The 26,322-nt window shown below is 42.3% G+C and carries 26 protein-coding genes; 17 read left to right on the top strand and 9 right to left on the bottom strand.

Annotated elements, in window-relative coordinates; genetic code table 11:
- Window positions 1–11: 11 nt before the first annotated feature.
- Together HM003_05035 and HM003_05030 are read left to right on the top strand one after the other, a co-directional pair.
- Window positions 12–1,631, top strand: coding sequence for a tRNA uridine(34) 5-carboxymethylaminomethyl modification radical SAM/GNAT enzyme Elp3 (locus HM003_05035; GenBank protein MBX5328702.1), 1,620 nt, complete (start codon window positions 12–14; stop codon window positions 1,629–1,631).
- A 148-nt stretch (window positions 1,632–1,779) separates the two neighbouring features.
- A complete protein-coding gene (locus HM003_05030; protein MBX5328701.1) occupies window positions 1,780–2,124 on the top strand; it encodes a hypothetical protein in 345 nt (114 codons plus the stop codon).
- A gap of 38 nt (window positions 2,125–2,162) precedes the next feature.
- Here HM003_05030 and HM003_05025 read toward each other — a convergent pair whose 3' ends face one another.
- Entirely contained in the window at window positions 2,163–2,609 is a 447-nt protein-coding gene (locus tag HM003_05025; protein ID MBX5328700.1) for an EVE domain-containing protein, read from the bottom strand.
- A gap of 481 nt (window positions 2,610–3,090) precedes the next feature.
- On the opposite strand from HM003_05025, the gene HM003_05020 reads away from it, so the two are divergent.
- The 3 genes from HM003_05020 to gatE all read left to right on the top strand — a co-directional run bounded on the left by HM003_05020 (window position 3,091) and on the right by gatE (window position 6,643).
- The gene (locus HM003_05020; GenBank protein MBX5328699.1) at window positions 3,091–3,288 is read left to right on the top strand and encodes a hypothetical protein; all 198 of its coding nucleotides are present in this window, start codon (window positions 3,091–3,093) and stop codon (window positions 3,286–3,288) included.
- 98 nt (window positions 3,289–3,386) lie between these two features.
- Window positions 3,387–4,727, top strand: coding sequence for a Glu-tRNA(Gln) amidotransferase subunit GatD (gene gatD, locus HM003_05015; GenBank protein ID MBX5328698.1), 1,341 nt, complete (start codon window positions 3,387–3,389; stop codon window positions 4,725–4,727).
- Window positions 4,728–4,741: 14 nt separating this feature from the next.
- Window positions 4,742–6,643, top strand: coding sequence for a Glu-tRNA(Gln) amidotransferase subunit GatE (gene gatE / locus HM003_05010; GenBank protein ID MBX5328697.1), 1,902 nt, complete (start codon window positions 4,742–4,744; stop codon window positions 6,641–6,643).
- A gap of 9 nt (window positions 6,644–6,652) precedes the next feature.
- Here gatE and HM003_05005 read toward each other — a convergent pair whose 3' ends face one another.
- Window positions 6,653–7,282 (bottom strand): zinc-ribbon domain-containing protein, encoded by a 630-nt coding sequence (locus tag HM003_05005; protein MBX5328696.1) that lies wholly within the window; start codon window positions 7,280–7,282, stop codon window positions 6,653–6,655.
- Window positions 7,283–7,439: 157 nt separating this feature from the next.
- Here HM003_05005 and HM003_05000 point away from each other — a divergent pair, with 157 nt between their 5' ends.
- The 6 genes from HM003_05000 to HM003_04975 all read left to right on the top strand — a co-directional run bounded on the left by HM003_05000 (window position 7,440) and on the right by HM003_04975 (window position 12,119).
- Window positions 7,440–7,910 (top strand): hypothetical protein, encoded by a 471-nt coding sequence (locus tag HM003_05000; protein ID MBX5328695.1) that lies wholly within the window; start codon window positions 7,440–7,442, stop codon window positions 7,908–7,910.
- 12 nt (window positions 7,911–7,922) lie between these two features.
- Window positions 7,923–8,393, top strand: a complete 471-nt coding sequence (locus tag HM003_04995; GenBank protein MBX5328694.1) for a hypothetical protein — start codon at window positions 7,923–7,925, stop codon at window positions 8,391–8,393.
- A complete protein-coding gene (locus HM003_04990; GenBank protein MBX5328693.1) occupies window positions 8,390–8,899 on the top strand; it encodes a hypothetical protein in 510 nt (169 codons plus the stop codon). The genes HM003_04995 and HM003_04990 overlap by 4 nt, the downstream gene beginning before the upstream one ends.
- A gap of 160 nt (window positions 8,900–9,059) precedes the next feature.
- Complete coding sequence (locus tag HM003_04985) at window positions 9,060–10,478, top strand: MATE family efflux transporter (protein MBX5328692.1); 1,419 nt, start codon at window positions 9,060–9,062, stop codon at window positions 10,476–10,478.
- A 247-nt stretch (window positions 10,479–10,725) separates the two neighbouring features.
- Entirely contained in the window at window positions 10,726–11,319 is a 594-nt protein-coding gene (locus HM003_04980; protein MBX5328691.1) for a GNAT family N-acetyltransferase, read from the top strand.
- Between the two features lie 86 nt (window positions 11,320–11,405).
- A complete protein-coding gene (locus tag HM003_04975; GenBank protein MBX5328690.1) occupies window positions 11,406–12,119 on the top strand; it encodes a hypothetical protein in 714 nt (237 codons plus the stop codon).
- A gap of 19 nt (window positions 12,120–12,138) precedes the next feature.
- On the opposite strand, the gene HM003_04970 is transcribed toward HM003_04975, so the two are convergent.
- The 4 genes from HM003_04970 to HM003_04955 all read right to left on the bottom strand — a co-directional run bounded on the left by HM003_04970 (window position 12,139) and on the right by HM003_04955 (window position 17,633).
- Window positions 12,139–14,001, bottom strand: a complete 1,863-nt coding sequence (locus HM003_04970) for an FtsX-like permease family protein (GenBank protein ID MBX5328689.1) — start codon at window positions 13,999–14,001, stop codon at window positions 12,139–12,141.
- 1 nt (window position 14,002) lies between these two features.
- Window positions 14,003–14,683: an ABC transporter ATP-binding protein gene (locus tag HM003_04965; protein MBX5328688.1), complete on the bottom strand. Its 681-nt coding sequence runs from the start codon at window positions 14,681–14,683 to the stop codon at window positions 14,003–14,005.
- A gap of 3 nt (window positions 14,684–14,686) precedes the next feature.
- Window positions 14,687–15,121 carry a hypothetical protein gene (locus HM003_04960; GenBank protein MBX5328687.1) on the bottom strand — a complete coding sequence of 145 codons (435 nt, stop codon included), beginning with the start codon at window positions 15,119–15,121 and terminating at the stop codon, window positions 14,687–14,689.
- Between the two features lie 268 nt (window positions 15,122–15,389).
- Window positions 15,390–17,633 carry an AAA family ATPase gene (locus tag HM003_04955; GenBank protein ID MBX5328686.1) on the bottom strand — a complete coding sequence of 748 codons (2,244 nt, stop codon included), beginning with the start codon at window positions 17,631–17,633 and terminating at the stop codon, window positions 15,390–15,392.
- A gap of 1,069 nt (window positions 17,634–18,702) precedes the next feature.
- On the opposite strand from HM003_04955, the gene HM003_04950 reads away from it, so the two are divergent.
- The 5 genes from HM003_04950 (at window position 18,703) to feoB (ending at window position 23,083) form a co-directional block, all read left to right on the top strand.
- The gene (locus HM003_04950; GenBank protein ID MBX5328685.1) at window positions 18,703–19,251 is read left to right on the top strand and encodes a GNAT family N-acetyltransferase; all 549 of its coding nucleotides are present in this window, start codon (window positions 18,703–18,705) and stop codon (window positions 19,249–19,251) included.
- Between the two features lie 9 nt (window positions 19,252–19,260).
- Entirely contained in the window at window positions 19,261–19,677 is a 417-nt protein-coding gene (locus HM003_04945) for a YjbQ family protein (GenBank protein ID MBX5328684.1), read from the top strand.
- 497 nt (window positions 19,678–20,174) lie between these two features.
- Window positions 20,175–20,852: a metal-dependent transcriptional regulator gene (locus HM003_04940; GenBank protein MBX5328683.1), complete on the top strand. Its 678-nt coding sequence runs from the start codon at window positions 20,175–20,177 to the stop codon at window positions 20,850–20,852.
- Window positions 20,842–21,147 carry a ferrous iron transport protein A gene (locus HM003_04935; protein ID MBX5328682.1) on the top strand — a complete coding sequence of 102 codons (306 nt, stop codon included), beginning with the start codon at window positions 20,842–20,844 and terminating at the stop codon, window positions 21,145–21,147. Before HM003_04940 ends, HM003_04935 begins: the two co-directional genes overlap by 11 nt.
- Window positions 21,140–23,083: a ferrous iron transport protein B gene (gene feoB, locus HM003_04930; protein ID MBX5328681.1), complete on the top strand. Its 1,944-nt coding sequence runs from the start codon at window positions 21,140–21,142 to the stop codon at window positions 23,081–23,083. Before HM003_04935 ends, feoB begins: the two co-directional genes overlap by 8 nt.
- Window positions 23,084–23,105: 22 nt before the next feature.
- Here the strand turns inward: feoB and HM003_04925 are convergent, their stop codons facing one another.
- Window positions 23,106–24,275 (bottom strand): MFS transporter, encoded by a 1,170-nt coding sequence (locus HM003_04925; protein ID MBX5328680.1) that lies wholly within the window; start codon window positions 24,273–24,275, stop codon window positions 23,106–23,108.
- Between the two features lie 118 nt (window positions 24,276–24,393).
- On the bottom strand, window positions 24,394–25,059 hold the full coding sequence (locus tag HM003_04920) for a hypothetical protein (protein MBX5328679.1): 666 nt from the start codon (window positions 25,057–25,059) through the stop codon (window positions 24,394–24,396).
- A 103-nt stretch (window positions 25,060–25,162) separates the two neighbouring features.
- Between HM003_04920 and HM003_04915 the strand changes: the two genes are divergently transcribed.
- Window positions 25,163–25,768, top strand: a complete 606-nt coding sequence (locus HM003_04915; GenBank protein ID MBX5328678.1) for an ATP-binding protein — start codon at window positions 25,163–25,165, stop codon at window positions 25,766–25,768.
- Between the two features lie 13 nt (window positions 25,769–25,781).
- Here the strand turns inward: HM003_04915 and HM003_04910 are convergent, their stop codons facing one another.
- Window positions 25,782–26,228: a DUF3795 domain-containing protein gene (locus HM003_04910; GenBank protein MBX5328677.1), complete on the bottom strand. Its 447-nt coding sequence runs from the start codon at window positions 26,226–26,228 to the stop codon at window positions 25,782–25,784.
- Window positions 26,229–26,322 lie beyond the last annotated feature (94 nt).

The raw sequence follows: 26,322 nt of genomic DNA, 5'->3' as shown, positions 1-26,322 counted from the left end.
TTGCTTCTTTTATGCATTTTAGTTTGGTTGTTGCGGGTTTGAGTGCGGGTAAAGCCTTAAGGGAACTTGTTGATGCTTTAATGCGGATTTCAAAGCCTACGAGCAGTGATGTTAATAGGGTTAAGATGCAGGTTGCTGCGAAGTATCAGCTTGATAGGGTGCCGTCGAATTCTGAAATTATTCGTTTGCTCAAGCCTGAAGAGAAGGGTAAGTTGTTGCCGGTTTTGCGGAGAAAAGCTACGCGAACTATTTCTGGCGTGACGGTTGTGGCTGTTATGACGAAGCCTTATGCGTGTCCGCAACCGCAACCTTGTGCTTATTGTCCTGGTGGTCCAGTTTTTGGTGTTCCGCAGAGCTATACGGGGTTTGAGCCTGCTGCGATGCGTGGTTTGCAGAGTGGGTTTGACCCGTTTTTGCAGGTTAAAAGCCGTATTGAGCAGTTGCGGGCGATTGGGCATGTTGTGGATAAGGTTGAGTTGATTGTGATGGGTGGGACTTTTCCTGCTATGCCTTTAGATTATCAGGAGTGGTTTGTGCGGCGGTGTTTGGATGCGGTTACGGAGAAGGAGTCTGCGAATCTTGAAGAAGCGAAAAGAAATGCGGAGACAAGTAGGGTTCGTAATGTTGGCATAACTGTGGAGACGCGTCCTGATTGGGCTAAGGAAGCGCATGTGGATAACATGCTTGGCATGGGTGTGACGCGTGTGGAGTTGGGCGTGCAAAATCCGGATGATAGTGTTTATCGTTTGGTTGGTAGAACGCATACGGTTGGGGATGTTGTGGATGCTACGCGGATAATGAAGGATGCTGGTTTGAAAGTAGCGTATCATTTGATGCCTGGAATGCCGGGTTCAGATTGGGAGAAGGATTTGGAGGTTTTTAGGAGGGTTTTTGTTGAACCAGCCTTTAAGCCTGATATGGTTAAGATTTATCCGTGTTTGGTTTTGAAGGGTACTAAGGCGTATGAGTGGTTTGTGAGGGGTGAGTATAAGCCTTATTCGAGTGAGGAAGCGGCTGAATTTATTGTTGAGGTTAAGAAGTTTGTTCCGCGTTGGGTTCGTGTTATGCGTGTTCAGCGTGATATTCCTGCTGGTTTGATTGTTGCTGGTGTTAAGCGTAGTAATTTGCGTCAGTTGGTTCTGGAGAAGCTTAAGGAGCGAGGCATAAGGTGTGATTGTATTCGTTGTAGGGAGGTTGGGCATAGATTGCTGGTTGATGGTGTTAAGCCAGACTCGGAGAATGTGGGTGTTTTTACTACGAAGTATGCTGCGTCTGAGGGCGAGGAAATTTTCATTTCAGCGGAGGATAGGGTGAATGATGTTTTGGTTGGGTATTTGCGGTTGCGTGTTCCTTCGGCGAAAGCGCATAGACCGGAAATAAAGGCAGAACCTTGCGCTATTGTGCGGGAGTTGCATGTTTATGGACCATTAGTGCCGGTTGGCAAACACTTAGCAAAAGCTTGGCAGCATAAGGGTTATGGAGGTATATTGTTGGGTGAAGCTGAGCGCATAGTGAGGGAAGAGTATGGTTTTGGGAAGATTTTGGTTATCAGCGCTTTGGGCACGAAGCGGTATTACATGCGGTTTGGTTATACGTATGACGGAGCATACATGTCAAAAAGGCTAAGTTAACTGAGAAGATTTGACTATCTTTTGCGCTTACAGAAGCTATAGCCCCCCTTATAAATAGGTTGAAACGAGATTTGACTAGCGGATTCGTTGCATGTTTGAATTTTCGTTTGTTAATCAACAATTTGCTGCATTTCTTAGAGAGAAGTAAATGATGTGCAAATTAAAACTTCATCAATCGCAAGTCATAATTATGGTTCTCACAGAACTAATAGATAACGATGTGGTGGACTTGACCAAGTCACATGTAGGGAAAGAGGCATCGGTTTCTGAGAAAATACAGATGATTAAGATTTTAGAACATGTTGGAAAGGTTCTTCAGCCTTTGGAACTTTCTCATATAATTAATAACTTACCAAAGGAATTACTCTCAGACAAAGAAAAATTAACAAGATTTCTACTATTAACAGCCTTTCTTGACCAACAAGCTGAATCACCTTCTGCACGAAAAACAATAGTGCGCACCTATAATGTCTTTGGAGACAATTCATTCTAACAATTGTTCAAAGTCCGTATTTTCCTTGCATAGAAGTGTTATGAGCCAGTTAAAACCTTCTGTTTTGATATTTCCTCTTCCAACCACGCTATTATAGTTCGACAGTCATCATCAGGAATCGGAAACATTGATGCCAGAAAAAAGCTTCTTCGAGCATCCCTAGACTTGTCTGTGAAAAATAGTAGTTCTTCGACCCGTTTGTCATCCAACTTAATCGGAGTTGGCGGAACCAATAAAGGGGTTATTCTGACTCTATAGGGGAATATTTTAGACCATCCTACGGGTTTCTCATTATAATACCATTTAGAGGACACTATGTAAACTCCAGTGATTGCTCCAACAGGTTGCTTAACATAAAATACGAAAACATCGCCTAATGTGAGTTTTTTCACAGTTATCTCATAACGGTCTTCAAGACCCCCAGAGCCTGTGTTCTTTGACTTTTCCCAATTTTCAGGACTTGTTACACAAAGCCAACATCGCATTTCAATCTTTGCTTAATCTATGTGGAAAGATTCAACTAATTTATGACCAAGAATTTACCAGTTAACAGCGTGATGGTAACCATCTGGCCATTAAGAATTAATTTCTTAAGATGACATTTGAGAAATAAGGTTACACATTCTTGGCGTGGGAAGAAGTTAGTTTCCTCATTGCGAGCTCTTATCGCAGAAAAATAGCAACATGTCTACTAGATGATCCAAAGACCCCCAGCGTTATTTCGAAACAGACGAATATTCGTATCGAACATGTTACACGAGCAATCCGAGAACTTGAACAGAAAAATTTAGTTAAGTGTTTAACCCCAAGGAGTAGACGCGGAAGGCTTTATGAAATAACCAAGCTGGGAAAGGAAACCCTAAACAAAATACCAGAAGCACTTACTTAAGAGCGTGTTACATATTTTAAAGATTGAATGGCAAAAATTTAAGTCTGCTCTCTATAAATGTTGAAATGTGATTCAAAATGAATAAGAGAGCAATAAGGGTAGAATTTAGAAAAAAGGAGCTCTCATACTTGCTTAATTATCTTGTCGAAGACCTTCGTACATGGAGTGAAAAGGGGTTTGAAAGTAAAGAGGAAGAAGAGCAATTTCAACATATACTTGGTGTGGTGGATAAACTACGTAAGGCAACCAGAGAACACATAACACTGTTTATTTAATTAAACCAAATCCAAAAAGCTAGCAGACCAATTACCTACGATAAAGTTAAAGACCACAATCCCTCATCTCTTCTAAATGAACCATTGGAGAACTAAAAATGGGTGGAGAACAGAAATTTTCAGGGTATAGGGGTAAGGCTTTAGAGGTTATTAAAAGGGCTGAAGTCCAGATAGGCGATTTAGTACGTATAACAAAAAACGGAGAAGTCTACGAAGGCATACTTATCCCGCGTTCTGAATATGGAGACGAAAAACACGTAGTTATAAAATTGAAAAGCGGCTACAACATTGGCGTCCGTATAACACCTGACACAAAAATAGAACGGATAGGCAAAGGTGCAAAACCCACATTCACCCCACCAGAGCCGCCAGAACAAAATCCCCAACTGCCCAAAGTCGTCATAATCAGCACTGGCGGAACAATCGCCAGCCGAGTGGACTACAGAACAGGCGCCGTACGCCCAGCACTAACAGCAAGCGACCTATACAGCGTAGTCCCAGAACTAGCCAACATAGCACGAATAGACGCACACATACTATTCAGCCTATTCAGCGAAAACATCACACCCGCCCATTGGACAGAAACCGCAGAAGCCACCGCCAAACAAATCTCCGCTGGCGTAGAGGGCGTCGTAATCGCACACGGAACAGACACAATGGGCTACACAGCCGCAGCCCTAAGCTTCGCCTTGCAAAACCTACCCGTACCCGTAATCCTCGTAGGCTCACAACGCTCAGCAGACCGCCCAAGCTCAGACGCAGCAACAAACCTAATAGGCGCAGTAACCGCAGCCGCAAAAGCTCCATTCGCCGAAGTCGCAATAGCCATGCACGAAACAACATCAGACACCACAATAATACTCCACAAAGGAACAAAAGTCAGAAAATGCCACACAAGCAGAAGAGACACCTTCAAAACAATCAACGCCACGCCACTAGCACGCGTACAAGACCAAAAAATAACCATGCTAACAGAAAATTACCAAAAACGCGACCCAACAAAAAAATTAATTCTAAAACCAAAATTCAACGAAAAAGTCGCACTAATCAAATTTTATCCAGGAATGAACCCCGCCTTAATCAATTATTATGTGGATAACGAATACAAAGGAATAATTCTTGAAGGAACAGGCTTAGGACATGTTGGAAAATACTGCTTCAACGCCATAAAAGACGCTGTAAAACACGATGTCATGGTTGCCATGACTTCCCAATGCATCTGGGGACGCGTAAACATGAACGTCTACGACTCAGGACGCGACCTACTCGCTTTAGGCGTGATTCCATTAGAAGACATGCTTCCAGAAACAGCCCTCGTCAAGCTAATGTGGATTTTCGGACAAACCCAAAACCTAGAAGAAGCCAAAAAACTACTAAAAACAAACATAGCAGGCGAATTTTCACCACGAACAATCCCAGAGAAAATAGGCGAAGAGTAAGGAGGCAACAACATATGGAAATCGACTACGAGAAAATCGGTTTGAAAGTAGGCTTAGAAATCCACCAGCAACTCGACACATCCGCAAAACTGTTCTGCCAATGCAAACCAGAACTCTTCAAAGAACAACCAGAAATCACATTCATACGCAGACTACGCCCAACCCAAAGCGAACTAGGACAAGTAGACCCCGCCGCATACTTCGAATTCCAAAAAGGCGTAAAAATCCAATATGAAGCAAACCGCGCAACATCATGCCTCGTAGAAATGGACGAAGAACCACCACACCCAATAAACATGGAAGCAGTCGAAACAGCCCTAACAGTCGCGTTAATGATGAAAGCCAAACCAGTCGACGAAATCCACGTAATGCGCAAAACAGTCATAGACGGCTCAAACACAACAGGCTTCCAAAGAACATGCGTAACCGCCCTAAACGGCGAAATCAAAGTTGGAGAAAAAACCGTCCCAATCCAACACATAAGCCTAGAAGAAGACGCAGCAAGAATAATGGGACGAGAAAACAACACACTACACTACCGCATAGACCGCCTAGGCATACCACTAATCGAAATCGCAACCGCACCAGTCATAAACACACCAAAAGAAGCAGAAGAAATCGCGCTCACAATAGGAAAAATACTAAGAGCCACAGGAAAAGCCAAAAGAGGCTTAGGAACAATCCGCCAAGACCTAAACATATCAATCACAAACGGCGCACTCATAGAAATCAAAGGAGTCCAAGAACTCGAACTACTACCACAAGTCATAGAATACGAAATCCAACGCCAACTAAACCTCATAAAAATAAGCCAACAACTCCAAAAAAAAGGAATCAAAGAAACACAACTAAAAGAAGAAATCCACAACGTAACCAACATATTCCAACAAACCCAATGCAAAGTAATCCGCAAAGCCCTAGACAAAAAACACCAAGTCCTAGCGGTAAAACTCCCAAAATTCAAAAACCTACTCAAACAAGAACTAGCGCCCAACTTACGCTTAGGAACAGAAATGGCAGACAGAGCAAGATTCTGGGGAAGAGTCGGCGGAATATTCCACACTGACGAACTACCCGCCTACGGCATAACAACCCAAGAAGTCGAAGCATTAAAAAAAGCCGTCAAAGCAGAAAACGACGACGCAATTGTATTCGTCGCAGACACACCAGAAAACGCCAAAGACGCCCTAAAAGCAGTCATAGAAAGAGCAAAAGAAGCCATAAAAGGCGTGCCGGAAGAAACCCGCAATGTAAACCCCGATGGGACATCACGCTACATGCGTCCCAGACCAGGCGCAGCAAGAATGTACCCAGAAACAGACATACCACCAACACAAATAACCCAAGACTACATAAAAAAAATTAATACACAATTGCCAGAACTTCCAGAACAAAAACTCCAACGCCTAACGAAGGAATACAAACTCAACCAAAAATTAGCCAAACAAATCATGGACTCAGAATACAGCCAATTATTCGAAACAATCATAACAGAAAGCAACATTTCACCCACAACAGTCGCAGCATTCCTCACAGAAACACTGAAAGCCCTAAAACGCGAAGGCATAGAAACAGACAAAGTTTCAGACACACAAATAAGAGAAATCTTCAAAAACGTAGCCACAGGCACATTAACAAAAGAAGCAGTACAAGACGTGTTCGTTTGGCTCTCAAAACACGAAAACGAAAGCCTACAAAAAGCAATCAGCGCTCTTGGCTTGGAAACAATCTCCGAAAAAGAACTAAACGCCACAATCGACAAGATAATTGCGGAAAATGAAAAATTGATTAGAGAACGAGGCGAAGGCAGTTTTGGCATTCTCATGGGCATAATCATGAAGAATTTACGTGGCAAAATCGACGCAGCCCAAGCAAGTAAACTGCTAAAGGAGAAACTGAAGACCGCAGCGAAATAGTTTACATAGCTACTTGTAATCCTTAAGCGCAATAACAGGCGTTGATGGCACCTTCACTGGTTCGCCACAGTAAGGACATATTTTGAATTCAGGAAGCAACGGCTTTCCACAAACGGGACAAATGTTCGGAAACTGCACTTTTTCCTCGATTTTCTTAATCTCCTTCTTCAAACTGCTCAGTTCAGCTCTTATCTTCTCCACATTTTCTTTGAGCGGCTGAAGCTCTTTCACCTCAGTCCTAACGTTGTAAATAATGTCCTTGACCTGCGCCAAGTTTTGACTGTTTAACTCTATTGTCTCGTTTATCATGTCAAGTATTTCGCTTTTTTCTTCTAGCAATTGAGCTTCAACAGCAGTTTGTGTTTTGGCGTCTGAAAGTATCTTATTCAAGAAGGCTTCAACAGGGTTTTCGAAGGCTACTGCACATGTGATTCCCCAAAAGATGAACGTTGTAACTGCGCTTACGAGAAAATATGCCATTGGCGTTATGGCTTGTAGTCTTTCGTTTATGAATGGATACAATGTTAGAAGTCTAATTTGGCCGTTGAAGGCTAAAGCGTAAATTGCTTCGGTTAGATGGATTAGAGATAGGAAGGTTAAGGTGCTGAAGAGCCACACGAGTATTCCTTTTTTTGCCACGTAGATTCCCCGGTTTGGGTTCAACATGTAGTATAGTGCATCTTAATATTTAATACGCTATTTCTGAAACCGACATATATCGACAATCGTAAGTTCTAAAAGGAGTATGCCATTTAAGTATCCGTATGACATTTGCATTTGAATGGTGAGGGAGAAAATGGAAGAAAAACGTGAATGTTTTGGTTTTCGCGTGAAAATTGGAGAGTATGAAGTAGAAATTAACGGAACACGCGAAGAAGTTTTGAAAACAGTTGAGGATTTGCCGAGTTTAATAGTAAACATACAGCGAGCCTTTGAAGCAGTTAAGCCTAAAACGGTGGCGACGCTTACGATTAAGAAGGAAACGCCTAAAGAAGAGGCAGGAGCTCCAGCACAGAAATACCCAAAAATTATGCGCACAGACAATTGCGGCGAAGCCATTTTACGAGTTCTTGAAACTGATTGGGGAAAATGGCGACCAAGAACTATGGATGAGTTAAGAGAGGCGTTAAAAGCTAATGAGTTAGATTTTTCTGGGCGAGTCTTAGCAGGAGTTCTCATGGGACTTGTTAAGCAAGGTAGGGTTAGACGGTGGAAGACTGATGCTGGTCACGTTTATATTTTAGCTGAGAAGGAGACTTTGGGTTAGGAGGTGGGCAGCGTGAGAAAGGTTGAAGCCCGAATTAAGACGCCTTTCGGCGAGATTGTAATTGAAGGCGAAAATGCGCAAGAAGTTTTGGGTTTGTTGGAGAGTTTTCCACAGGATTTTGTGGAGAAAGTGTCGGATTTTGTTTCGAACAGGCTTGTTCCTTCGGGTGTTCAGTTGAAGGGTGTGGTGGAGTTTACTACAGAGGGTCCTGTGATTATTGCTCGTGAGAATCTTACGCATTACAAGGCTATTGGGTTGACTTTGTATGCTTCTGAAGAGAAGAAGAACACTGCAGCGCAGATTCAGAAACTTTTGGAGTCGAGTGGAATAAAATGTATGGTTCCTGCAAGGTTGAATGAGATGACTAAGCGTGGGCAAGTGTTTAAGCCAGACCCAAGTAAGCCTGAGTTTAAGTTGACTGTGCAGGGCGAGCGTTGGGTTGAGGATGAGGTTTTGGCTAGGCTTCGAGGTAAGATGACGTGAGTGGAGTTAGGCAGATTACAGTTCATGTGCGTTATGGCGATGTAGAGAAGACTTTTTCAGGCAACGTTGAAGATGTTTGGTTAAGTTTGAACAGGTTTTTTAGTGAGTTTTTGCCTTCTTTTGACGTTGCGAAGCGGCTTGTTTTGAGTGTGGATTTGCAAGGGCTTGTTAAGGCGTGTGAGGGTTTGATTGGTTTTTCCAAGGAAGGTGCGAGTTTGCTTGTGACTAAGGATAGGCTTACGGATAATGAGACTTTGTTGTTGTGGCTTTTGGCTGCTAATGTGGGTTATGGTTTAGGTTTATTGCAGAGTGATTGTGTTTCTAAGGAAGAGTTGCAAGCTAAGCTTGGGAAGAGTGGGAAGATTGTGAGCACAAGGCTTGGTGAGCTTGTTAAAGGCGATATGGTTATGAAGACTGCGGATGACAAGTATAAGATTACGACTTTTGGTGTAGTGCAAATGCAGAAGGAGTTTATTCCAAAGATTAAGGCGAAAATTAGTGGTTGAATTTGTTTTCGAGGAGTTTTATTTTGTAATTTTTTGGTTTCGCTTAATGGTTGCAACTTTGTTTTTGGAATCGCCAATAGTTTTCATGTAAATGGCAACATATTTGATGAGTGACTGTAAGAAAAACCTTTTATGATTAGTTCCACATTCAAAAAGGTCTATGTCCGATGACTTTGAAGGACCAGCAGAATCGCCTGAAATAAGCAAATACAGAGATAAAATTGTCAGCGGACCAGTTATTCGCACAATTCTTTGGTTGGGCTTGCCTCCTCTTGTAAATCAGCTTGTAGTCGTGACTTACAACGTAGCAGACGCTTACTGGCTAAGCTGTTACAGCGAAATTACGGTGGCGGTTCCTAGACAAATGTGGCCTGTTTTAATGCTTTTTCAAGCGCTTGTGATGGCTTTAACAACTGCTTGTTTAAGCATGGTATCACAATATATTGGGGGCAAAGCCTACAAAAAGGCTAGTTTGGAAGCGTCACGTTTCTTTACCGTGGCCTTTCTCGCTGGAACCATGTTAAGTCTTTCACTTTTAACTCTTAGAAGCTTAATTTTCACATGGATTGTGTCTACTCCGTCTGAAATATTTGAGGATGTCATGAACTACTCTGGCGTGATAGCTTTCGACGTGTTTTTCAATTATATAGCGTTAACATATACAACGTTACTTCAAAGCGTCGGAGACACTAAGCGTCCAGCCATAGTGAATTTAATATCTGTGGGCATCAACGTTATCTTAGATCCGTTCTTTGTATTGGGTATTGGGCCTTTTCCTCGTTTGGGAGTTATGGGCGCAGCTCTTACTGATGTTTTGGGGAAGATAATTTCGATAAGTGCCTTGACTTATTTGCTTAGGAGGGATTATCCTGAGCTTAAGATAAGGCTTACTAGAGAGATAGATGCTGAATGGGTTCGTCTATTTTTGCGTATAGGTTTGCCGATTCTGACGCTTGGTTTGACGAATGGCTTTGCTTTCCTTATGCAACTTAGGCTTGTTAACATGTTAGGCATTTTTGCGGCTACTGCTTTTTCCATAGGGTTTGTGATAATGGACATTGTGGATGCTGCGTTGTGGGGGTTGAGTGGTGCGCCAGCTATAATGATAGGGCAAAGTTTGGGAGCGGGAGACCGCAGAAGGGCTAGGGAGGTTGCGTTTAAAGCGGCTCTTTTGATATTTGCTCTTATGGTGTTAGTAGCTAGCATTGTTTATCCGATTAGAAGAGCTGTAGTTGACGTGTTTGCAGATGACCCGAACATAGTGAATGAGACTGAACTGTTCATGCAGATGTTGCTGCCGACGCTTCCGTTTTTCGGTTTGTTTGCAAATGCCATGTCTACTGGGAGAGGGTCGGGGCACACGTTATTTCCGACGGTTGTTGGCGTGTCGAGGCTTTGGGGAATACGGTTGGCTTTAGGTTATGTTTTAGCCTTTACTTTGGGAATGGCTTCTTTGGGGGTTTGGTTGGCTTTCGCGGTTAGCAATGTTGTGGGAGGGGTTGTTTCTATTCTTTGGATAAGGTATGGAAATTGGGCTGAGGCTGTGGTTGATAAAGACCGTTTGTCGGAAAATACGTGATTTCGGCGGTCAATTATTATCGCAAGTAAAGGGCGATGTTCACTATCTTCTTTTTTGTGCTGTACAGAAGCTATAGTCCCCCTTATAAATAGGTTGAAACTTGGCTTGACTGCCTTAATTAAAGTGGAAAGTGTAATAGTTGCTTTTTCATTAATCTTGTTTAGTAAGTAACTGTTGCGTTGGACTGTTAAGAGTCGTGTCCGAAAAGGTTTAGAAAGGTTAAGAGGTTAAGGAAAGTGGTGATGGTATGTCATTAAAGCGTTCAGAGATTTCAAACGTAGAGTTTTACCCGTTAACGCCTGAACGATGGGTTGACCTTGAAAAATTGTTCGGCGAACGAGGTGCTTGTGGCGGTTGCTGGTGCATGTGGTGGAAGCTGAAGCGGTCTGATTTTATGCGTCAAAAGGGAGAATTAAACAGAAAAGCCTTGAAAGAAATAGTGGATTCTGGTGAAGCCTCGGGAATTCTTGCTTATGCGAATGGCGAACCGATTGGGTGGTGTGCGGTTGCTCCAAGAGAAGCCTATCCGGCTCTGGAAAGGTCTCGTGTTCTGAAGCGGGTTGATGATAAGCCTGTTTGGTCTGTTGTTTGCTTTTTTGTTGCTAAGCCATTTAGGGGTAAAGGACTTACTGTGCAGTTGCTAAAAGCTGCGGTTGCGCATGTGCGTAGGCAAGGCGGTAAGATTGTGGAAGGATATCCTGTTGAGCCTAAAAAGGGAAGAATGCCGGATCCTTTTGCGTATACTGGTTTGGTTTCCTCTTTTCGAAAGGCAGGATTTGTTGAGGTTCTGCGGCGTTCTGAAAATCGTCCAATCATGCGATACTTTATCGCGGAGAAATAACGTGTTCTCGTATAGAAAGACTTTTAAGCAATTCTCAAAAACGTGCTATTCTTTACATTTTTACATTAATTTCGGTGGTTCTTCCAGTGAATATTGAAGGAAATCTGATAATTTCCCTTCTGAAATTGACCAGAGAAGGTGCAGTTTCATTAGAACTAGTTAAAAAAGATGCAAAACTGCCTCTGCAGATTGTTGAAAAGTTGCTTCGAAAACTGCAAAATGATGGATGCGTTTATTTGCAGAAAAGCGTTGTGGAAGCAGACAGCCTGCAACGCGTTAAATTGGCTGTGTATGCCTTACAATTAGGAGCTGACGTGGAGAACGTAAGCAGTTTCCTTCATTGGAAAGAATTTGAAGATATAGCTGCTCTTGCGTTTGAACGTAACGGCTACGGCGTCTATAGAAATGTGAGGTTTAAATATGCTGGGCGCCGATGGGAAATAGACGTAGTGGGATGCAAAAAGCCAATTGCAGTGTGCTTGGACTGTAAACATTGGCATCATGGAGTTTATCCTTCAGTGTTGAGGAAAATTGTTGAAGAACAAGTAGAAAGAGCATTCATCTTCGCCGAATCTTTGCCAAATCCCTTCGTCAAAATTGAATGTGTCTCATGGGAAAGGATCAAATTTGTTCCAGCAGTCTTGCTGCTTGTTCCGGGCAGGTTTAAGTTTTATGATGGCGTGCCGATAATTCCTGTTCTTCAACTGCAAGACTTCTTAACCCAACTACCCGCATTAGTAGATTCATTGAAGCATTTGACAAAAGACATGCGAAGCAGAGCAACTCTTGACATGCAATAATTATATGCTTATGGCTACATTATTTCTCTGATTGATTTCCTTGCAAATTTAACGGTGGGATACAAGCTGAAAACAAAAGTTGCCAAAAAGCCGTCAGCAACCACCCTGCAATTTCCATAATAGTGTAGTTAGTAACTAATGGTTCTGGCATCAAAATCATCAACGTGATTATGACGCCCAACGCGATACCAACAGCGTAACTTGCAAGTAACACAATGAGACTTTGTCCCGCAACAATCTCTACAACTGTTCTCGGTTTAGCGCCTAAAGCTCTCAAAACACCAAACTCTTGACGTTGCTCAGCAATCGAGAGCATGACATAGCCTATTAGGCAGAGGGATGCTGAAGCTAAAGAAAACAACGGCAAAAACATTATTACAGACCAAATGAACTCGAGAAAACCCAGATTTTTATCTAACACCCCATTAAGCTCGAACACCACAAAGCCGGCATTCACAGAGCTAACATTTGCCCTTATCTGATTCAAAACGTCAGCGTAATTAATTGAATGGTTAATTTTAACCATGACAAGGTTAGGCTTAGAAACGCCCATAATATTTTGTAAGGTTTCGAGGGGAACATAAGTAACATTTCCATTGTTAATCGGGTCTAAACAAACACCTACAACATCAAAAACCGCAGAAGTCTCGTTAAACATTTTTAATCCTTGATCTAAAGGAGAAGAGAACAGTTTCTGAGCTAAGGAATCTCCAACTATTGCTTCTTGCGCTTGCTTATTACCTAGAAAACGTCCATCCAAAAACCACGCGCTTAATGTTTTTTCAGGTTCGATGCCAACAACAATGGCGTCTCCTTCGCGGTCATCGCCTACGGGTATAGTTTCTCCCGTGGATGGGTTGAATGTGTAATTTTGTATTTCCAGAATGTGTGCTTTAAGGATTAAACGGGTGTCAATAATGGAAATTTCAGGCATTGAATTCAAATTATTGAGGATTTCTTTGGGTATTAGATATTTTTCATCCGTATAATTGAGTGATGGTTCTTCTTTAGCTTCATAAAATTTTGACAATAACAATGCATATTGGCTGCACATGTCTTGATGAGCTATTAAAATCACGTCTCTGCCTATGGCTTTTTCAACCCAGTTCCTCGTGGTTTGATTGGCAATAATTCCGCCCGCAACAGCAACAGTTACTAATATGAAAACCGTGGATAAGCACAGAATAATGCGAATTGTTGCAGATTTACGTCTAAACAAGCTTCTCATTGCTATTTTAAACGTTAAATTCGACTTTGAAACTGCTTTAAAACTAGACTCCTTACCTAATCCAAAATAGTAAGCTGGCGAAATCGCCTTAGCAGATTCAATTTTTGTCGTGTCAAGAACAGGTTTCGCGCCAAAAATTAAACCAAAAAAGAGGAATATAGCAAAAACCAGCAAGATAAGCCAGAAAGTGATTGGTGCTTGCGGCACATGAAGCCCAAAAGTGCCGAGAAGACTTGTTGAAACCAAATCAGCCACTACTCCCAACGCTATACCTAACACGCAACTTGCAACCGTGACTATAAGAATCTCAGTCATAAAGTAACCAAAAATCAACTCGTTAGGGCATCCAGTTGCCTTCATCAATCCAATGTCTCTTACGCGTTGAGACATCATAACAAAAACCATAAACGACGCAATAACCGCGCCAACAACAAAAACCAACACGCCAACAAATATTAAGAATGGCGTAAAAATTGTTGAAAACCCCGCGGTCAGCTTATTCTCAACAGTAGCCGTGATGCCTATGCCTATTTTTTGGCAGAAAAGCAAAAGAAAAAGTGTTGACGTCACACATAAGGTTAAGCTGACAATAACCAAGCTTGTTTGGAGTTTTCTGCGAATTAAATCATTAACTGGAAAAGAGGTTTGACTCAATTCAGCTTACCAGCTTCCCATTTTCAAAGCGCAGTTTCTGATCTGCCAACCTAAGTATATGCTCGTCATGCGTCGCAACAATAATGGTTTTCCCGTCGCTCTTCAACTTCTCAAGTATTTGAACAATCTTTCGACTAGTTTTTGTGTCAAGATTTCCTGTCGGTTCGTCAACGAGAAGTAATGGCGGGTCATTTGCTAATGCCCGCGCGAAAGCCACGCGTTGTTGTTCGCCACCGCTGAGTTGGGATGGAAAGTGCGCTGCTCTGTGTTGTAATCCAACCATCGCTAATAATTCGCTTACTCGCTTCTCAATATGGTCTTCTGGTTTTCGAGCCCACTCCATTGGAAAGGCAACATTTTCTGCCACAGTCAACGTAGACACTAAATTGTAAGATTGAAAAACGAAGCCTATCTTGTGGCATCGGAAGTTCGCAAGAAAATCCTCATCCTTGACGCTTAAATCTTCTCCAAAAACAATTATTTTTCCGCTTGTGGATTTATCGATGCCGCCGATAATGTTTAGAAGTGTCGTTTTCCCACAGCCTGAAGGTCCGCCTATGACTGTGAATTCGCCTTTTTCAACAGAGAAACTTACATCCTTGAAAGCTTCAATCTTCGCATCGCCTATTTCATAAATTTTGCACAGGTTAGATGCTTGAACCACTCTCTTTTCAGTCAGCATTAATTATGAGCTCCCCTTTACTAAGTCAAAGTTTCCTCTGTCCCTTCGCAAAATTCGCGCTTTTTCTGGAAGTTTGTTTTTCTCCCAGTCTTTCCATGGAACCTCCTTGAAGACCCATCGTTTGCCAAGATGCGCAGCGAGAATTGCATGCTTAAACTCCTTTTCCATCGGGATAAGCTCATCAAGGAATCTGAAGAGTTTCTCAATTTGCTGCTTCGGAAAATAAGCGTAGTACCCAGCATTTTTTACTTCAAAAGCGTAAATATGCGCGGCTTTTCTTGCGATTATGTCGGGCAATGGGTTAAGGCTTGGATTGCTCACGGGAACACGTGCCGCGTGGTATCCATTTTTTAGTAAGAGTTTTACAAGAACGTTTTCGCTGTAGAAGCCCCTCTTGCGCCATCGGCGAAGTTCATCCTTGTCAATTTCTCTGACCACTGAGCGTTCTCTCCACACATCCATTATGCTTATTGTGGCTTCTTAAAAATAACGTTCAGCGTTAGAACAGTGTTTTTTGTTGATGCTTTTGTATACCAGTGAGCCATAGTGAAACATAGAAAACGCAAGTAATACCTAACTCACGAAGATTACAAGACCGTAAAAATCCGTGTTCAAAGAACAAAAAATGTTTGCTATTTAGCCTAGAGTTGACTGGAACATTTAGGCTTTTCAAAGAAAATAAGCCAAAAATGAGGTGTTTGGACGGCTATGATTTTCTGCGTTTGTAGGTTTGAGCCCACACGGTGAGCGCGGGTTTTTCAATTAGGCACTCTTTTAAGTAGTCGTCTAAGGTGGATGCTGGAACAACCTCTATCTTGTAGTCTCTGGGGTCGATGGAATGCTCGTAGTTTTTCTGTGGAATGACAACCTTTCTGAAACCCCACGCTTCAGCAGCCTTAATCTTCTCGTAAACGCCGCCCACAGCGGTTATCTGAATTGTGTCTCCAACGCCTAAGTTGATTTCGCCAGTAACCGCCACATCCTGCCTGATTGGTTTTCCTTCAATAAGTGAACACAAAAGGATAGCCATTGTTACACCTGCTGATGGGCCGTCTACGCCGTAGGATTGAGCGAAATCTATGTGTGTTAAGTAGTCTTGTGCTATGTCAATACCGTATTTTTGCAGTATGACGCTTCTGACTTTTGCTATGCTGTCTGAAATGAAGCTTTGTCCCTTAGCCACTCCTGTAACCTTGTAATAGCCTTTAATTGGATAAGTTCTTGGAAGCTCACTCTTTTTAGACATGTGGGCTTTTACTGACAAGACGCTTCCTGTCATTTCGCCACTGTATGGGTCTCTGACAACTGCCAAACCGTAGATTTGTCCAAGCTTGACACCTTTAGGCTTTATTTCCAACAGTTTGCCTCTTTCGTTCATTTCATGCTCCAATATTTGCCTCTGAATCGTTTTGCAGTGGCGTTCTATGGCTTCTCTAACATGACGTTTTTCAACAATCTTACAATCTTCGTTCATTGCAAGCGTAGCAGCAGTCTTAATGATGGAAATTAACGGTCTAAACCTCGTTGTCAAAGCGTCTCTTTTGTTGCTTCGGCGCCTGCCTTCCTCCACGATTTCTTCGCATGCCTCTCTGCTGAAGGGTATGAGATTGAAGCGTTTAACTTCTTGAGCTATGAACTGCACATACCTGCGTCTATTTTCCAAAGTATTCGGCATGTCATTGTTCATTCTCACGACTTTGCCGTAACCGTAAATACGGTCCATAAGAGCGGGATGAATTTGACCTATACTGTCGAAGTTTCCAGCGCCGACGAGAAAGGTTATTGCGGGCACGGGTTCAGTTGAGACCGCCATTGCTGCGGTGTCGCCTCCGTGCCATTTGCCTCTCAGAGTTATGGGTAACTGTCCGTCTTCAAGAACCGTTAACAGTGTTATGGCTTCTTCTGGGTCGAGATTCTTTATCTCATCAATATATAATATGCCTAATGAAGCTCTGTGAACATCGCCAGCAGTGACCCTCTGATGCTCCGGAGTGCCTAAGCCGCCAGTTTGATACGGATCCCAAGCTATTGAACCGAAAAGCTGGGCGCTTCTGTGCCCTGTTGCGTCTACGAATGGCGCGTGTCCAGAGCTGTTGTCAACTATCAGCTTTGGCACCTCCGTTTGCTGAGCCCCTGCAATGCCTTTCATATTGCCTAATCCGCCCAGTTTAGAGAACCACCACATGAAAACGCCGAAGAAGATTAGGCTGCCGCCTGGAATGAATGTTAAAGGTACAAGTCCAACAAACTTACTGGCTAGGTAATCCATGAAGTTGTAGTTATAATATTGTTGAAGTGTTTCTCCAAGGTACATTGGGTTTGCATTCCAAGTCATCCAAGCTTGAAGCATAAAATAGAAGCCTAAGAATATGAGAAATAAGCCCATGGCGATTAGGAAAACTTGTAGAGATTTGAATCCCACTTTTGTAAGGAATTTTCTTTTCAGCTCTTTAAGTTGTTCCTTTTGTAGTACTTTTTTTGCCTCGCCAGCTTCGTGAATTGAAACTTTGGGCTGGCTTGGTAAAGCAGTGTTTCTCCAGCATAAGACATCGAAAAGTTTTATGCCGTTTTCCTTGTAAATCTGTGTTAGTTTTTCTGTTAAGGCTCTGCCAATTAATGATTTGCCAGTTCCAGGGTCGCCTAATAGCAGAAGGTATGGTCCTGGGCTTATGCTTGCTTTTGCTGACGGTTTAGGCTTATTTGGGTCGCTCCAGCTTTCGTACCATTTTGTTTTTTCTAACCATTTGAGTTTGTGTACCCATTCGTCGAGGCATAGGAAGCATTCTTTTAGGGCTTGTTCTTGTCCGATTACCCAGTTTATGAGGTTGTCGTCAACTGGGAAGCCTTCTGTGTTTTTGAATTTGCCCCAGTCCCATTTTACAGTCATTGTTCTACCGTTGACGTTTTTTTCGATTATTTCCATGTCGTTTCCAAAAGTGCTAGCTGGCAAGTTTTAACACCTTTACACTGCCTTCTACTTGTTTCCTCTCTACAACAAACCATGGCAACGAATTATTATAGCGGTTATTTCTAAATCGGCAATATTAAGAAACTCACAACATACCGTTTTTTCTCGCCTAAAAATGAAAAATATCCGAAGGACTTATTTTCAAAATTAGCGCCAATTTCAAACATGCATTGCCGATTAACTGGAGTTTTTAAGCTTGTTTCAGTTCGAAGACAGCGACCTCGAAAAATTCAAACAAAGCGCCGGTGGAAGCCGAAAATGATTAAGCTCAAATTGAGCCTTTTTCGCAATTCTAAGCCTTTTCTAGCGTTTTCTATTTTGCCAACAAACCCTAAGCATGGACTTAACCAAAGCCTCATATAAAAACTGTCGAAAATCTCCAAGTGAAGTTTAACAGCAACTAGTTCGCGGTTGCTTCGAATTTTTTTGAATGCGGTTTGGCTTTTTAAGCTATTTCATTGCGCTCTTTGTGACTGTGCTAAGTTGAGTTTTTGCTGGAAGTTTTTCTATAGGAAACTGCTTGTATGCCAGGCTGAAGAGTATTCTTATTAAATTTGCAAGTTGTAGTGGTCTCTTTTTTTCACTCTGAGGTTGAGCATATGAGCTGTTCATGCATTTCACAATTGATTGGTCTGCTCTTTCCGTTTTTTGCTTTACAAGAGATTCGACAATAAACTGCTCTGTGTGAGAATTGCTTTTTCTCGCGGCTTTGGTTTATGCTTTTGTATACCGCAGAAGAGGTCTTCACCAAGTGATTAGCTTGAGTTTTTGTATTCGGAAAAGGAGCTTTTTCCGCGGTTATCTTCCATGAATGTGTAAAAGTGTTTTGGTTACTGTAGGCTAAATCGTTAATGTCTTTGATTTTTTGATGTTGAATCTTTCTTTTATGGTTAATTTAGTGAGTCATGTATTACCTTGCTGTTTTCCATATCACTAACACCCTCCAGAAAACAACTCCCCTACGCGACGGTATACAGAAGCATCAACAAAACTCACTCTTTTCTGCATGTTCTGAAAAGTATTAAAGCGTCCAAACCATTAGGTTTAGGCTATGCGATCTGGCGAAGAGATTAGGCGCTTCAAAGCCAAGGACGGCCGCGAAGTGGTTTTGAGGACGCCGAAGTGGGAAGATTTGGAAGATTTTTTGGAGCTAATAAACTCGCTGGTAGAAGAAGGCACAGACATTCTTAGAAGTGAAAAGGTTTCGAGAGAAGAGGAAATTGATTTCTTGGCAAGGGTGCTCAGCAACTTAGAAAAAGCCAAGTTGTTTTACTTGGTTGCCGAGATAGATGGGAAAGTTGTTGCGGTTTCGGAGACAAACAAGAGAGACGGCTACGAAAAGCATGTGGGTGTGATAGGCATAGCCATCAAGAAATGTTTCAGAGATGTTGGCATCGGAACTGAAATGATGAAGACTCTGATAGAACAGGCTGAGAAAATGGAGTTGAAAGTTTTGACGCTTTCAGCTTTTGCAATCAATAAACGCGCAATCCATGTTTACGAGAAAGTTGGATTTGCCAAGACTGGGGTTATTCCTAAAAAGCGTTTTAAAGATGGCAAGTACGTAGATGAAATAATAATGACTAGATTGTTGGAGTGAACTAACGCAATGTCTGGCTTCAAAGTGTTTAACACAAGCATTAGTTTCCAAACGAAAGGCGAAATAGAATTTGTAGACTTGACAGATAAAGTGCAGGAAACTGTTGCCAAATCGGGCGTAAAAAATGGTGTAGTCCACGTTTTTGCACCACACGCTACGGGCGTATTAGTTTTAACAGAAAACGATTACAGCTTACTAAATGACATCAAAGCGTTACTTGAGAAATTAGTTCCAAAACATGGCGCATATAATCATCCGTCAAACGCTCATTCGCACTTAAGATCTCTGCTTTTGCCGCCTGACAAGACTTTGCCAGTAGTTGACGGCAGAGTAGAGTTTGGAACATGGCAATCATTACTATTCGTAGAAACAGACGTGCATTCAAGAAGAAGGACGGTTATAATTCAAGTTATCGGAGAACAATAGGCACGCCACTAACGGAAAACATTCGCTTATTCTACAATTTCTACACACCGTTTGACAATATTTTGTAGAAACTAATTATTTGGGCTGGACCGTTGCCAGATCGCAGAGAAGCATGCTTCGAATTCTCACTTGTTTGGGAGTATATTAGATTTAGGTTTTTGTTTAAATTCTCAACATTCCTAAGTTAACAGTCCACTATTTTTTTAAATCTATGCGCTAATTTGCATACATTCGTCAATATTTCGCAGCGTAACACTTTGCAGAATTTCTAATCACTCAAGCGCATCTACCCTAGAAAGCACGGGAGAAGCGGTATTGTTTCCTTTCGACCTTGTTTGCTTGAAAGTTTTTCCATGCGTTTGTGATAATAGCAATTGAGCGTTCTGCTTTGCTTTTCTATGTATTTATAAGCTTCGTTCATATTCGTTTGCAACGAAAGGTTTATCCGTGCGTCCACGTTAAAAGTTACGAGAGCTCGTAAATTCAAGTGATAATCAATGACGACGGAACTTTCCTATGACGCAGAAGAGTATGTAGAAGCAATCTATAGACTCCAAAAACGGAGCGGAGTTGCCAAAACAAAAGAGTTAGCTGCAGAACTGGACGTTGTGCCCGGCTCAATAACAAACACGATTGAACATTTAGAGAGACACGACTTAGTGGAACATGAACCATACAAAGGCGTCAAACTAACAGCAAAAGGCGAAGCATTAGCCCTATACATTATAAGAAGACACAGACTTGCAGAAAGGCTACTCACCGACATATTAAATGCTGACTGGAGCGACGTCCACGAAAACGCTTGCAAACTTGAACATGCCTTAACAGAAGAAGTAATCGCACTTCTAGAAAAGAAGCTTGAATACCCAAAGGTTTGCCCCCATGGAAACCCTATTCCCAGCGAACATGGCGAAATAGAAGAACAAGAATGTTATCCACTAACAGAAGTACGGTTAAATGAAATCTGCAAAGTTGTAAAAATCTCCGATGAGAACCGCGAAAGATTACAACTCTTAGCGAGCAAAGGAATAAAACCCAACGCAACAATCCACATTGTCAAGCGACAAGGCGCCCGACTCGTATTATGCGTGGATGGAAAAGAATGCAGCCTAAGCTGCGGTGATGCTTCTAGCGTTTGGGTCAAACTTGCGGAGGCAAAAAATAATGCGCTTTAGACATAGAAGGGCAATCACTGAGCCGCAGGCTGTGACAGCCCATAAAGAAGCATTTTCTCTAACATGCCTTGAAGAAGGAAAAAGCGGAGTAATAGTTTACGCTCATGGAGGCTACGGACTCGTCAGAAGACTCGCAGAAATGGGTTTGACGCCTGGAGTCGAAGTCAAACTTATCAGAAAATGTCCTTTCCGCGGACCATTGGAAATTGAAGTCAGAGGCACTGCGCTTGCGCTTGGCTATGGCGTCGCCTCAAAAGTTTTCGTCAAACCCTCAAGGACTGAAGCTAATGGGTAAACAACTTCGCATAGCGTTGGCTGGAAACGCGAACGTTGGAAAAAGCGTAATCTTCAACCAGCTCACGGGTTTAAACCAGATAGTTGGAAATTGGCCTGGAAAAACGGTTGAAAGGGCAGAGGGAACGCTACATTTTGAAGGTTACACAATACGTATTATTGATTTGCCAGGCATTTATTCGCTCTCGACTTTTTCTATGGAAGAAATTGTCTCGAGAGATTACATAGCCACTGAAAAACCAGATGGTATAGTGAATGTTGTCGATGCTTCGATGCTTGAGCGTAATTTGTATTTTACGCTTCAACTTTTAGAGCTTGACCCGCCTACTATATTGGATTTGAATCAGGTTGATTTTGCAGCAAAAAAAGGCATAAGAATTGACGCTGAAAAACTCTCATCAGCCCTAGGCGTGCCTGTCATCCAAACAGTCGCAATAACCGGCATGGGCATAAACGAGCTTCTTTCGACAGTAATAGCTGTTGCAAACGGAGAAAAACAGCTCAAACCATTAAGGGTCACTTACGGAAAAGAAATCGAGAAACGCGCAGAAACCATCGAAAAACTTGTCAGCGTAAAGCTTCCGCAAATCTGTGCAGTTTACCCGGCAAGGTGGATTGCAATTAAGCTTCTAGAGAGAGACGAAGATGTTACTGGAAAAATAAGAAACTATGAAGATGGAAAAGAAGTTCTCGTATACGCAGAAAAATTAGCGGGTGAACTGGAAAAAATTCACGGTGAACCCTCTCCAGTCATCATAGCATCCGAAAGATACAGTCTGGCAACAAAAATAGCAAAAGCAGTAACAACCGTTGAAGCCCCTCCAAAAATAAGTTTAGAGCAAAAAATCGACGCGTTAACTACACACAAGATTTTAGGATATCCCATTTTGGTTGGTATTTTGGCGGTTATGTTCACGTTAATTTTCGTCGGCGGAAACTTTGTGTCTGCAGGCTTCGACTACGCTTTTGGCATTTTAACAAGCCAAACTGCAAATGCACTGTCGCAGTTTCTGCCCGAAATTGCTGTTGACCTAATCAACAAGGGGGTTTTGTCTGGAGTATTGGCTGGAATCTCCGTAGCCTTGCCCTACATTGTGCCTTTCTACATACTCCTAGCACTTTTAGAAGACAGCGGCTACTTGCCACGTGCAGCTTTTCTCATGGACAATTTTATGCACAAAATAGGCTTGCACGGAAAAGCCTTCATACCCTTAATGCTCGGCTACGGCTGCAACGTTCCCGCATGCATAGGTTGCAGAATCATGGAAACACAACGCGAACGTCTCCTATCAGCATTTGTGGTGGTTCTAATTCCCTGTGCAGCACGAACCGTCGTAATTCTCGGGCTCGTGGGAAGGTTTGTTGGGCTGCATGCAGCTTTAGCCTTATACATCTTTGACTTAATTCTCGTTTTCGCTTTGGGAAGAATAGCCTTCAAAGTTTTGCCAGGCGAACCAGTTGGCTTAATCATGGAGATGCCACCTTACAAAAGACCGACTATTAAGAACATTTTAATAAAAACTTGGAGCAGAACACGCGACTTTGTTTTCATAGCATTCCCAATAATAATAGCTGGAAGCCTAGCAATAGTGGCTTTAGACATAACCGGATTTACAACTTACATCGTTAACGGCGCAAGTCCGCTTATAAGTGGTTGGCTTGGGCTTCCCGTATTAGCAGGCATTCCGTTAATTTTCGGCATTTTACGCAAAGAGTTAACGCTTATATTGCTTGCCGAGCTTGTTCCGCTGCAATCCTTAACTGCTGTTCAAATGATTGTTTTCGCTTTGGTTGCAATGATTTACATTCCATGTCTCGCAACAATTGCCGCTTTAAAGCGCGAATTTGGGTGGAAAAAAGCGTTAATAATAACGCTGATTGACGTTGGACTTGCTCTTTTTCTGGGCGGAATAGCCTACAGAATTCTATCACTATAGGAGCAAGGAAAAATATCGCCTTTTACGTGCGTTCTGTCTTTTTTGGGAGCTTAAACGAAAGCAACAGCGCAGCCACTGCAAAAATTGTCAAGAGGAAAAATGCAACATCCAAACCATACAAGTCAGCGATGAATCCGGCAATCAACTGCGAAATAGAACCTATGCCAAAGGAAGTGAAAAAGAATACGCCGTAAACTGCCCCTCTCTGGTTTTGTGGAGAAAGAAAGCCAGCGAGCGAGTTTAATGCGGGTTGGTGCGCATAAAATGACAAGCCATACAACAGAATGAAGGCAGCCACGCCCACCACATAAATTGGCACAAAAAGAAGACACAAAAAGCCCGCACACACACCCAACGATGTAGCAATCAAAACCTTCTTCGAACCAAACACGTCAGCGGCTTTACCACCAATCCACTGTCCTGGAACCCCTGCAGCTAAAACCAATGTGAGCGCCACCGACGCCCATGCTTGGTCAACTTGCCGATTCTCATTAATGTATGTTGGAAAGTATAGCTCAACTCCTTTCATGAAAAGCCCAATTGCCACGTTGAAAATCAGCAATATCCAAAGCTCGCGAATTTTCAATGCATCAATTATTGTTCCACCATAATTGTTTCCATTATTAGTTTTCTTGAATTTTTTCGAGAAAAGAAAAGCAAGTAGAATGCATAACATGCCGAAAGTGACGAAAGCCCATGACCAACCAAAAGTTGAGCCGATAATCCATGCTACTGTGGGAGTTAATACGACGCCTAACGTTCCACCCACCCCATGCAGTCCCATAGATTCGGCGACCTTGCCCTTGAAAACCTTTGAGATGAGCGAGTTTGCAGTGGGGTGGTAAAGGCTAGCCCAAGAAGCCATCAAAATCAGCGCTAATCCATAAAGGTAAATGTTTCCAAATGCGTTTGCAGCGAGCATAATGACGGTGGATAATCCAGAGAAAGCAAGGCATACGGTAATCGTTTTGGTCTCTCCAATTTTGTCGCCTAATGGTCCACCAACCAAAGCGCCAACGCCATATAGAAAAGACGCAACTGTCGAAACCGCGCCTATAACAGATTTTGTCACGCCCAAGTCAGCCATTATCAAAGCCAACAAAGGCGGTGCAATCACAAACAACGAATGATTTAGTGAATGTGCCACGCCTAACAGTAAGATATGACGCTTTTCAGGCAGTTTTTGCTGCAACGTCTCTTACCCTTTTGTTAGTAGCTAAAAACTGCAGTCTTCTTATAAAGGCTTAATCATGCATAAGCGTTGTTTGAAATACAAGAAAAAAGGAAGAGTGACGGGAGATAGAAGCCTTTTATGCTCCGTAAACTGCTTCTAACCCGAGAATGTCACCTAATCCCAGCGTCCGCTTGTATGTTTCTCCATAGTTTGCATAGCCGTACATTGTCAGCCAATAGTCAACATCATTGTATAGGTCGGCTAAACCGCACCAGTGTCCAAACTCGTGCGTCATAATGTTTTGCACGTCAAATTTGCCAGACTGTCCAGAGAGGCTCCATTGGTAATACGTGTTCATTCTGCAGTCAGTTTCAACTATTCTGGAACCACTAGCCCAAATGTACGTGACGGCTATCACACCTGCTTGATACGCGCCCCATGCGACAACGTTGTAGCCGTCTCGTCTTCCAGCAGTTCGGGTTGTTGTGCCTTTATAGCTGAAAACTTGGAAGGCTGTTTCTTTGTCCCACGTGTAGGCTGAAGCGGTTATAGTGTTAACTACGGCTGTTGTGGAAAAGCCGTACTTGTTGCTGGGGTTTATGTAATAGTTAATGGTTGTGTACCAATGGTAACTTAGCAACTTGTAATCTGGATTGGTCATGGAGTCATCTGTAGGCGGAATCGCGTAGGTCACGATAACTCTGCCGTAGATTGAGCTTTCAAAAGTGTAGGCTGCAGCGGCAGCTGCAAAAATTGGGAGCAAAGCCACAAGCGCCAGCATTAACGCCTTTAACTTTTTCATTTAATCACCTTTAAAAGTGTCAAGAGTTTTAAGTAAACAACATATTTATAATTTACTGGATTAGTTATAACTAAAATGATAACTTCTATTCAGGGGTTCATGAATGAATGTCGCGGTTAAAGGACTGTGGAATGTCGTTTTAAGCGGCTATCCGAAAACTGGAAAGACTTTGCTTGCAAGACGCTTGGTTGCTGAGCATAAAAATTTCGCGAGAATCGGTGTTGACGAACTGAGACAAATGCTTTTTAACGAAGTTCCACCGTGCCGCGATGAATTTCTAGTGTATTCCCTGATTGCTGAAACACGAGACACGCTTCTTGAAAAAGGATACAGTGTCATCATTGACTCCACAGCACCAGATAATGTTACACGCGCTTTTCTGCTCGCAACACAAGTTAAGAATGTCAATCGATTAGTTGTTTTGTTTAATGTCGAAAGAGAAATCATAATTGAAAGAAACATTGCTTTATTCGGCGATGCAAGCTCGGTTTTTGCTTGGGATGAACGTTGGGAGACGCCAAAAGGCGGCATTCCCATATTCAAATTTAAAAGCAACAACGCAGAGGAGTTTGAGGCTTATTATGCACGGCTTAAGGAGTTATTAGAGAGCGAAATTCATCCTTTCAAACCAGAATTTCTACGCCCAGCCTTACCATTTAAGAAATTACAGGAAACTTTCAAAATTTTCTTAAGAAAAAAACAGAAATAGGCGTGTGCAGTTTTTATATCCATTGCTTCTTAATCCATTCTTCCACTCCAATCGCTTTCATTTCCAGAAGTCTTTCTATCTTCGCCTTATTGAAAACGTTTGAGTGCGCACTTTTTTCGCCCCAATTTGCATCGCATGGAAAATCAGAGCATTCAAAACAAAATTCAATCCCCTTTGTAATGCAACATTTGCGAATTGGGCAGCCACTCCAGCCACTACCGCCTTTACAGTTGAATGCACATGCACATTTAGAGAGAATTTCAAGCCCTTTAATTGTTTCTTTAGAACTGCCACCTTCATGGTCAATCCATCCTTCAACTTCAAAATGCGCTTTAACAAGATTTAATAGCTGTTTAGCAGGCGTTCTTAAAACGTCAGTATACCAATAGCACGTTCGACAGTAATTTCCACAATATCCAATTTCATTTCGTCTTGCTTCTTTTACTTTTGCACTTTCCATTTCACAATCACCCATATTGTATAAGCGATTGTAAATGATTAAGACTTTTTCGAAAAACGAGAAAAGCTTCTAATAACATCTGTTCATTAGTGAA

This window comes from Candidatus Bathyarchaeota archaeon A05DMB-5 (assembly GCA_019685655.1).
Taxonomy (GTDB): Archaea; Thermoproteota; Bathyarchaeia; order Bathyarchaeales; family Bathycorpusculaceae; genus DSLH01.
Note: the sequence above shows the minus strand (reverse complement) of the source record. Positions and strands in the feature narration are given on the sequence as shown.

Bases quoted from the DNA above. Each gene is read 5' to 3' on its own strand.
- HM003_05035 (MBX5328702.1), top strand. From the start codon at position 12: ATGCATTTTAGTTTGGTTGTTGCGGGTTTGAGTGCGGGTAAAGCCTTA.
- HM003_05030 (MBX5328701.1), top strand. From the start codon at position 1,780: ATGATGTGCAAATTAAAACTTCATCAATCGCAAGTCATAATTATGGTT.
- HM003_05025 (MBX5328700.1), bottom strand. From the start codon at position 2,609: ATGCGATGTTGGCTTTGTGTAACAAGTCCTGAAAATTGGGAAAAGTCA.
- HM003_05020 (MBX5328699.1), top strand. From the start codon at position 3,091: ATGAATAAGAGAGCAATAAGGGTAGAATTTAGAAAAAAGGAGCTCTCA.
- gatD (MBX5328698.1), top strand. From the start codon at position 3,387: ATGGGTGGAGAACAGAAATTTTCAGGGTATAGGGGTAAGGCTTTAGAG.
- gatE (MBX5328697.1), top strand. From the start codon at position 4,742: ATGGAAATCGACTACGAGAAAATCGGTTTGAAAGTAGGCTTAGAAATC.
- HM003_05000 (MBX5328695.1), top strand. From the start codon at position 7,440: ATGGAAGAAAAACGTGAATGTTTTGGTTTTCGCGTGAAAATTGGAGAG.
- HM003_04985 (MBX5328692.1), top strand. From the start codon at position 9,060: ATGTCCGATGACTTTGAAGGACCAGCAGAATCGCCTGAAATAAGCAAA.
- HM003_04980 (MBX5328691.1), top strand. From the start codon at position 10,726: ATGTCATTAAAGCGTTCAGAGATTTCAAACGTAGAGTTTTACCCGTTA.
- HM003_04965 (MBX5328688.1), bottom strand. From the start codon at position 14,683: ATGCTGACTGAAAAGAGAGTGGTTCAAGCATCTAACCTGTGCAAAATT.
- HM003_04950 (MBX5328685.1), top strand. From the start codon at position 18,703: ATGCGATCTGGCGAAGAGATTAGGCGCTTCAAAGCCAAGGACGGCCGC.
- HM003_04945 (MBX5328684.1), top strand. From the start codon at position 19,261: ATGTCTGGCTTCAAAGTGTTTAACACAAGCATTAGTTTCCAAACGAAA.
- HM003_04940 (MBX5328683.1), top strand. From the start codon at position 20,175: ATGACGACGGAACTTTCCTATGACGCAGAAGAGTATGTAGAAGCAATC.
- HM003_04935 (MBX5328682.1), top strand. From the start codon at position 20,842: ATGCGCTTTAGACATAGAAGGGCAATCACTGAGCCGCAGGCTGTGACA.
- feoB (MBX5328681.1), top strand. From the start codon at position 21,140: ATGGGTAAACAACTTCGCATAGCGTTGGCTGGAAACGCGAACGTTGGA.
- HM003_04920 (MBX5328679.1), bottom strand. From the start codon at position 25,059: ATGAAAAAGTTAAAGGCGTTAATGCTGGCGCTTGTGGCTTTGCTCCCA.
- HM003_04915 (MBX5328678.1), top strand. From the start codon at position 25,163: ATGAATGTCGCGGTTAAAGGACTGTGGAATGTCGTTTTAAGCGGCTAT.
- HM003_04910 (MBX5328677.1), bottom strand. From the start codon at position 26,228: ATGGAAAGTGCAAAAGTAAAAGAAGCAAGACGAAATGAAATTGGATAT.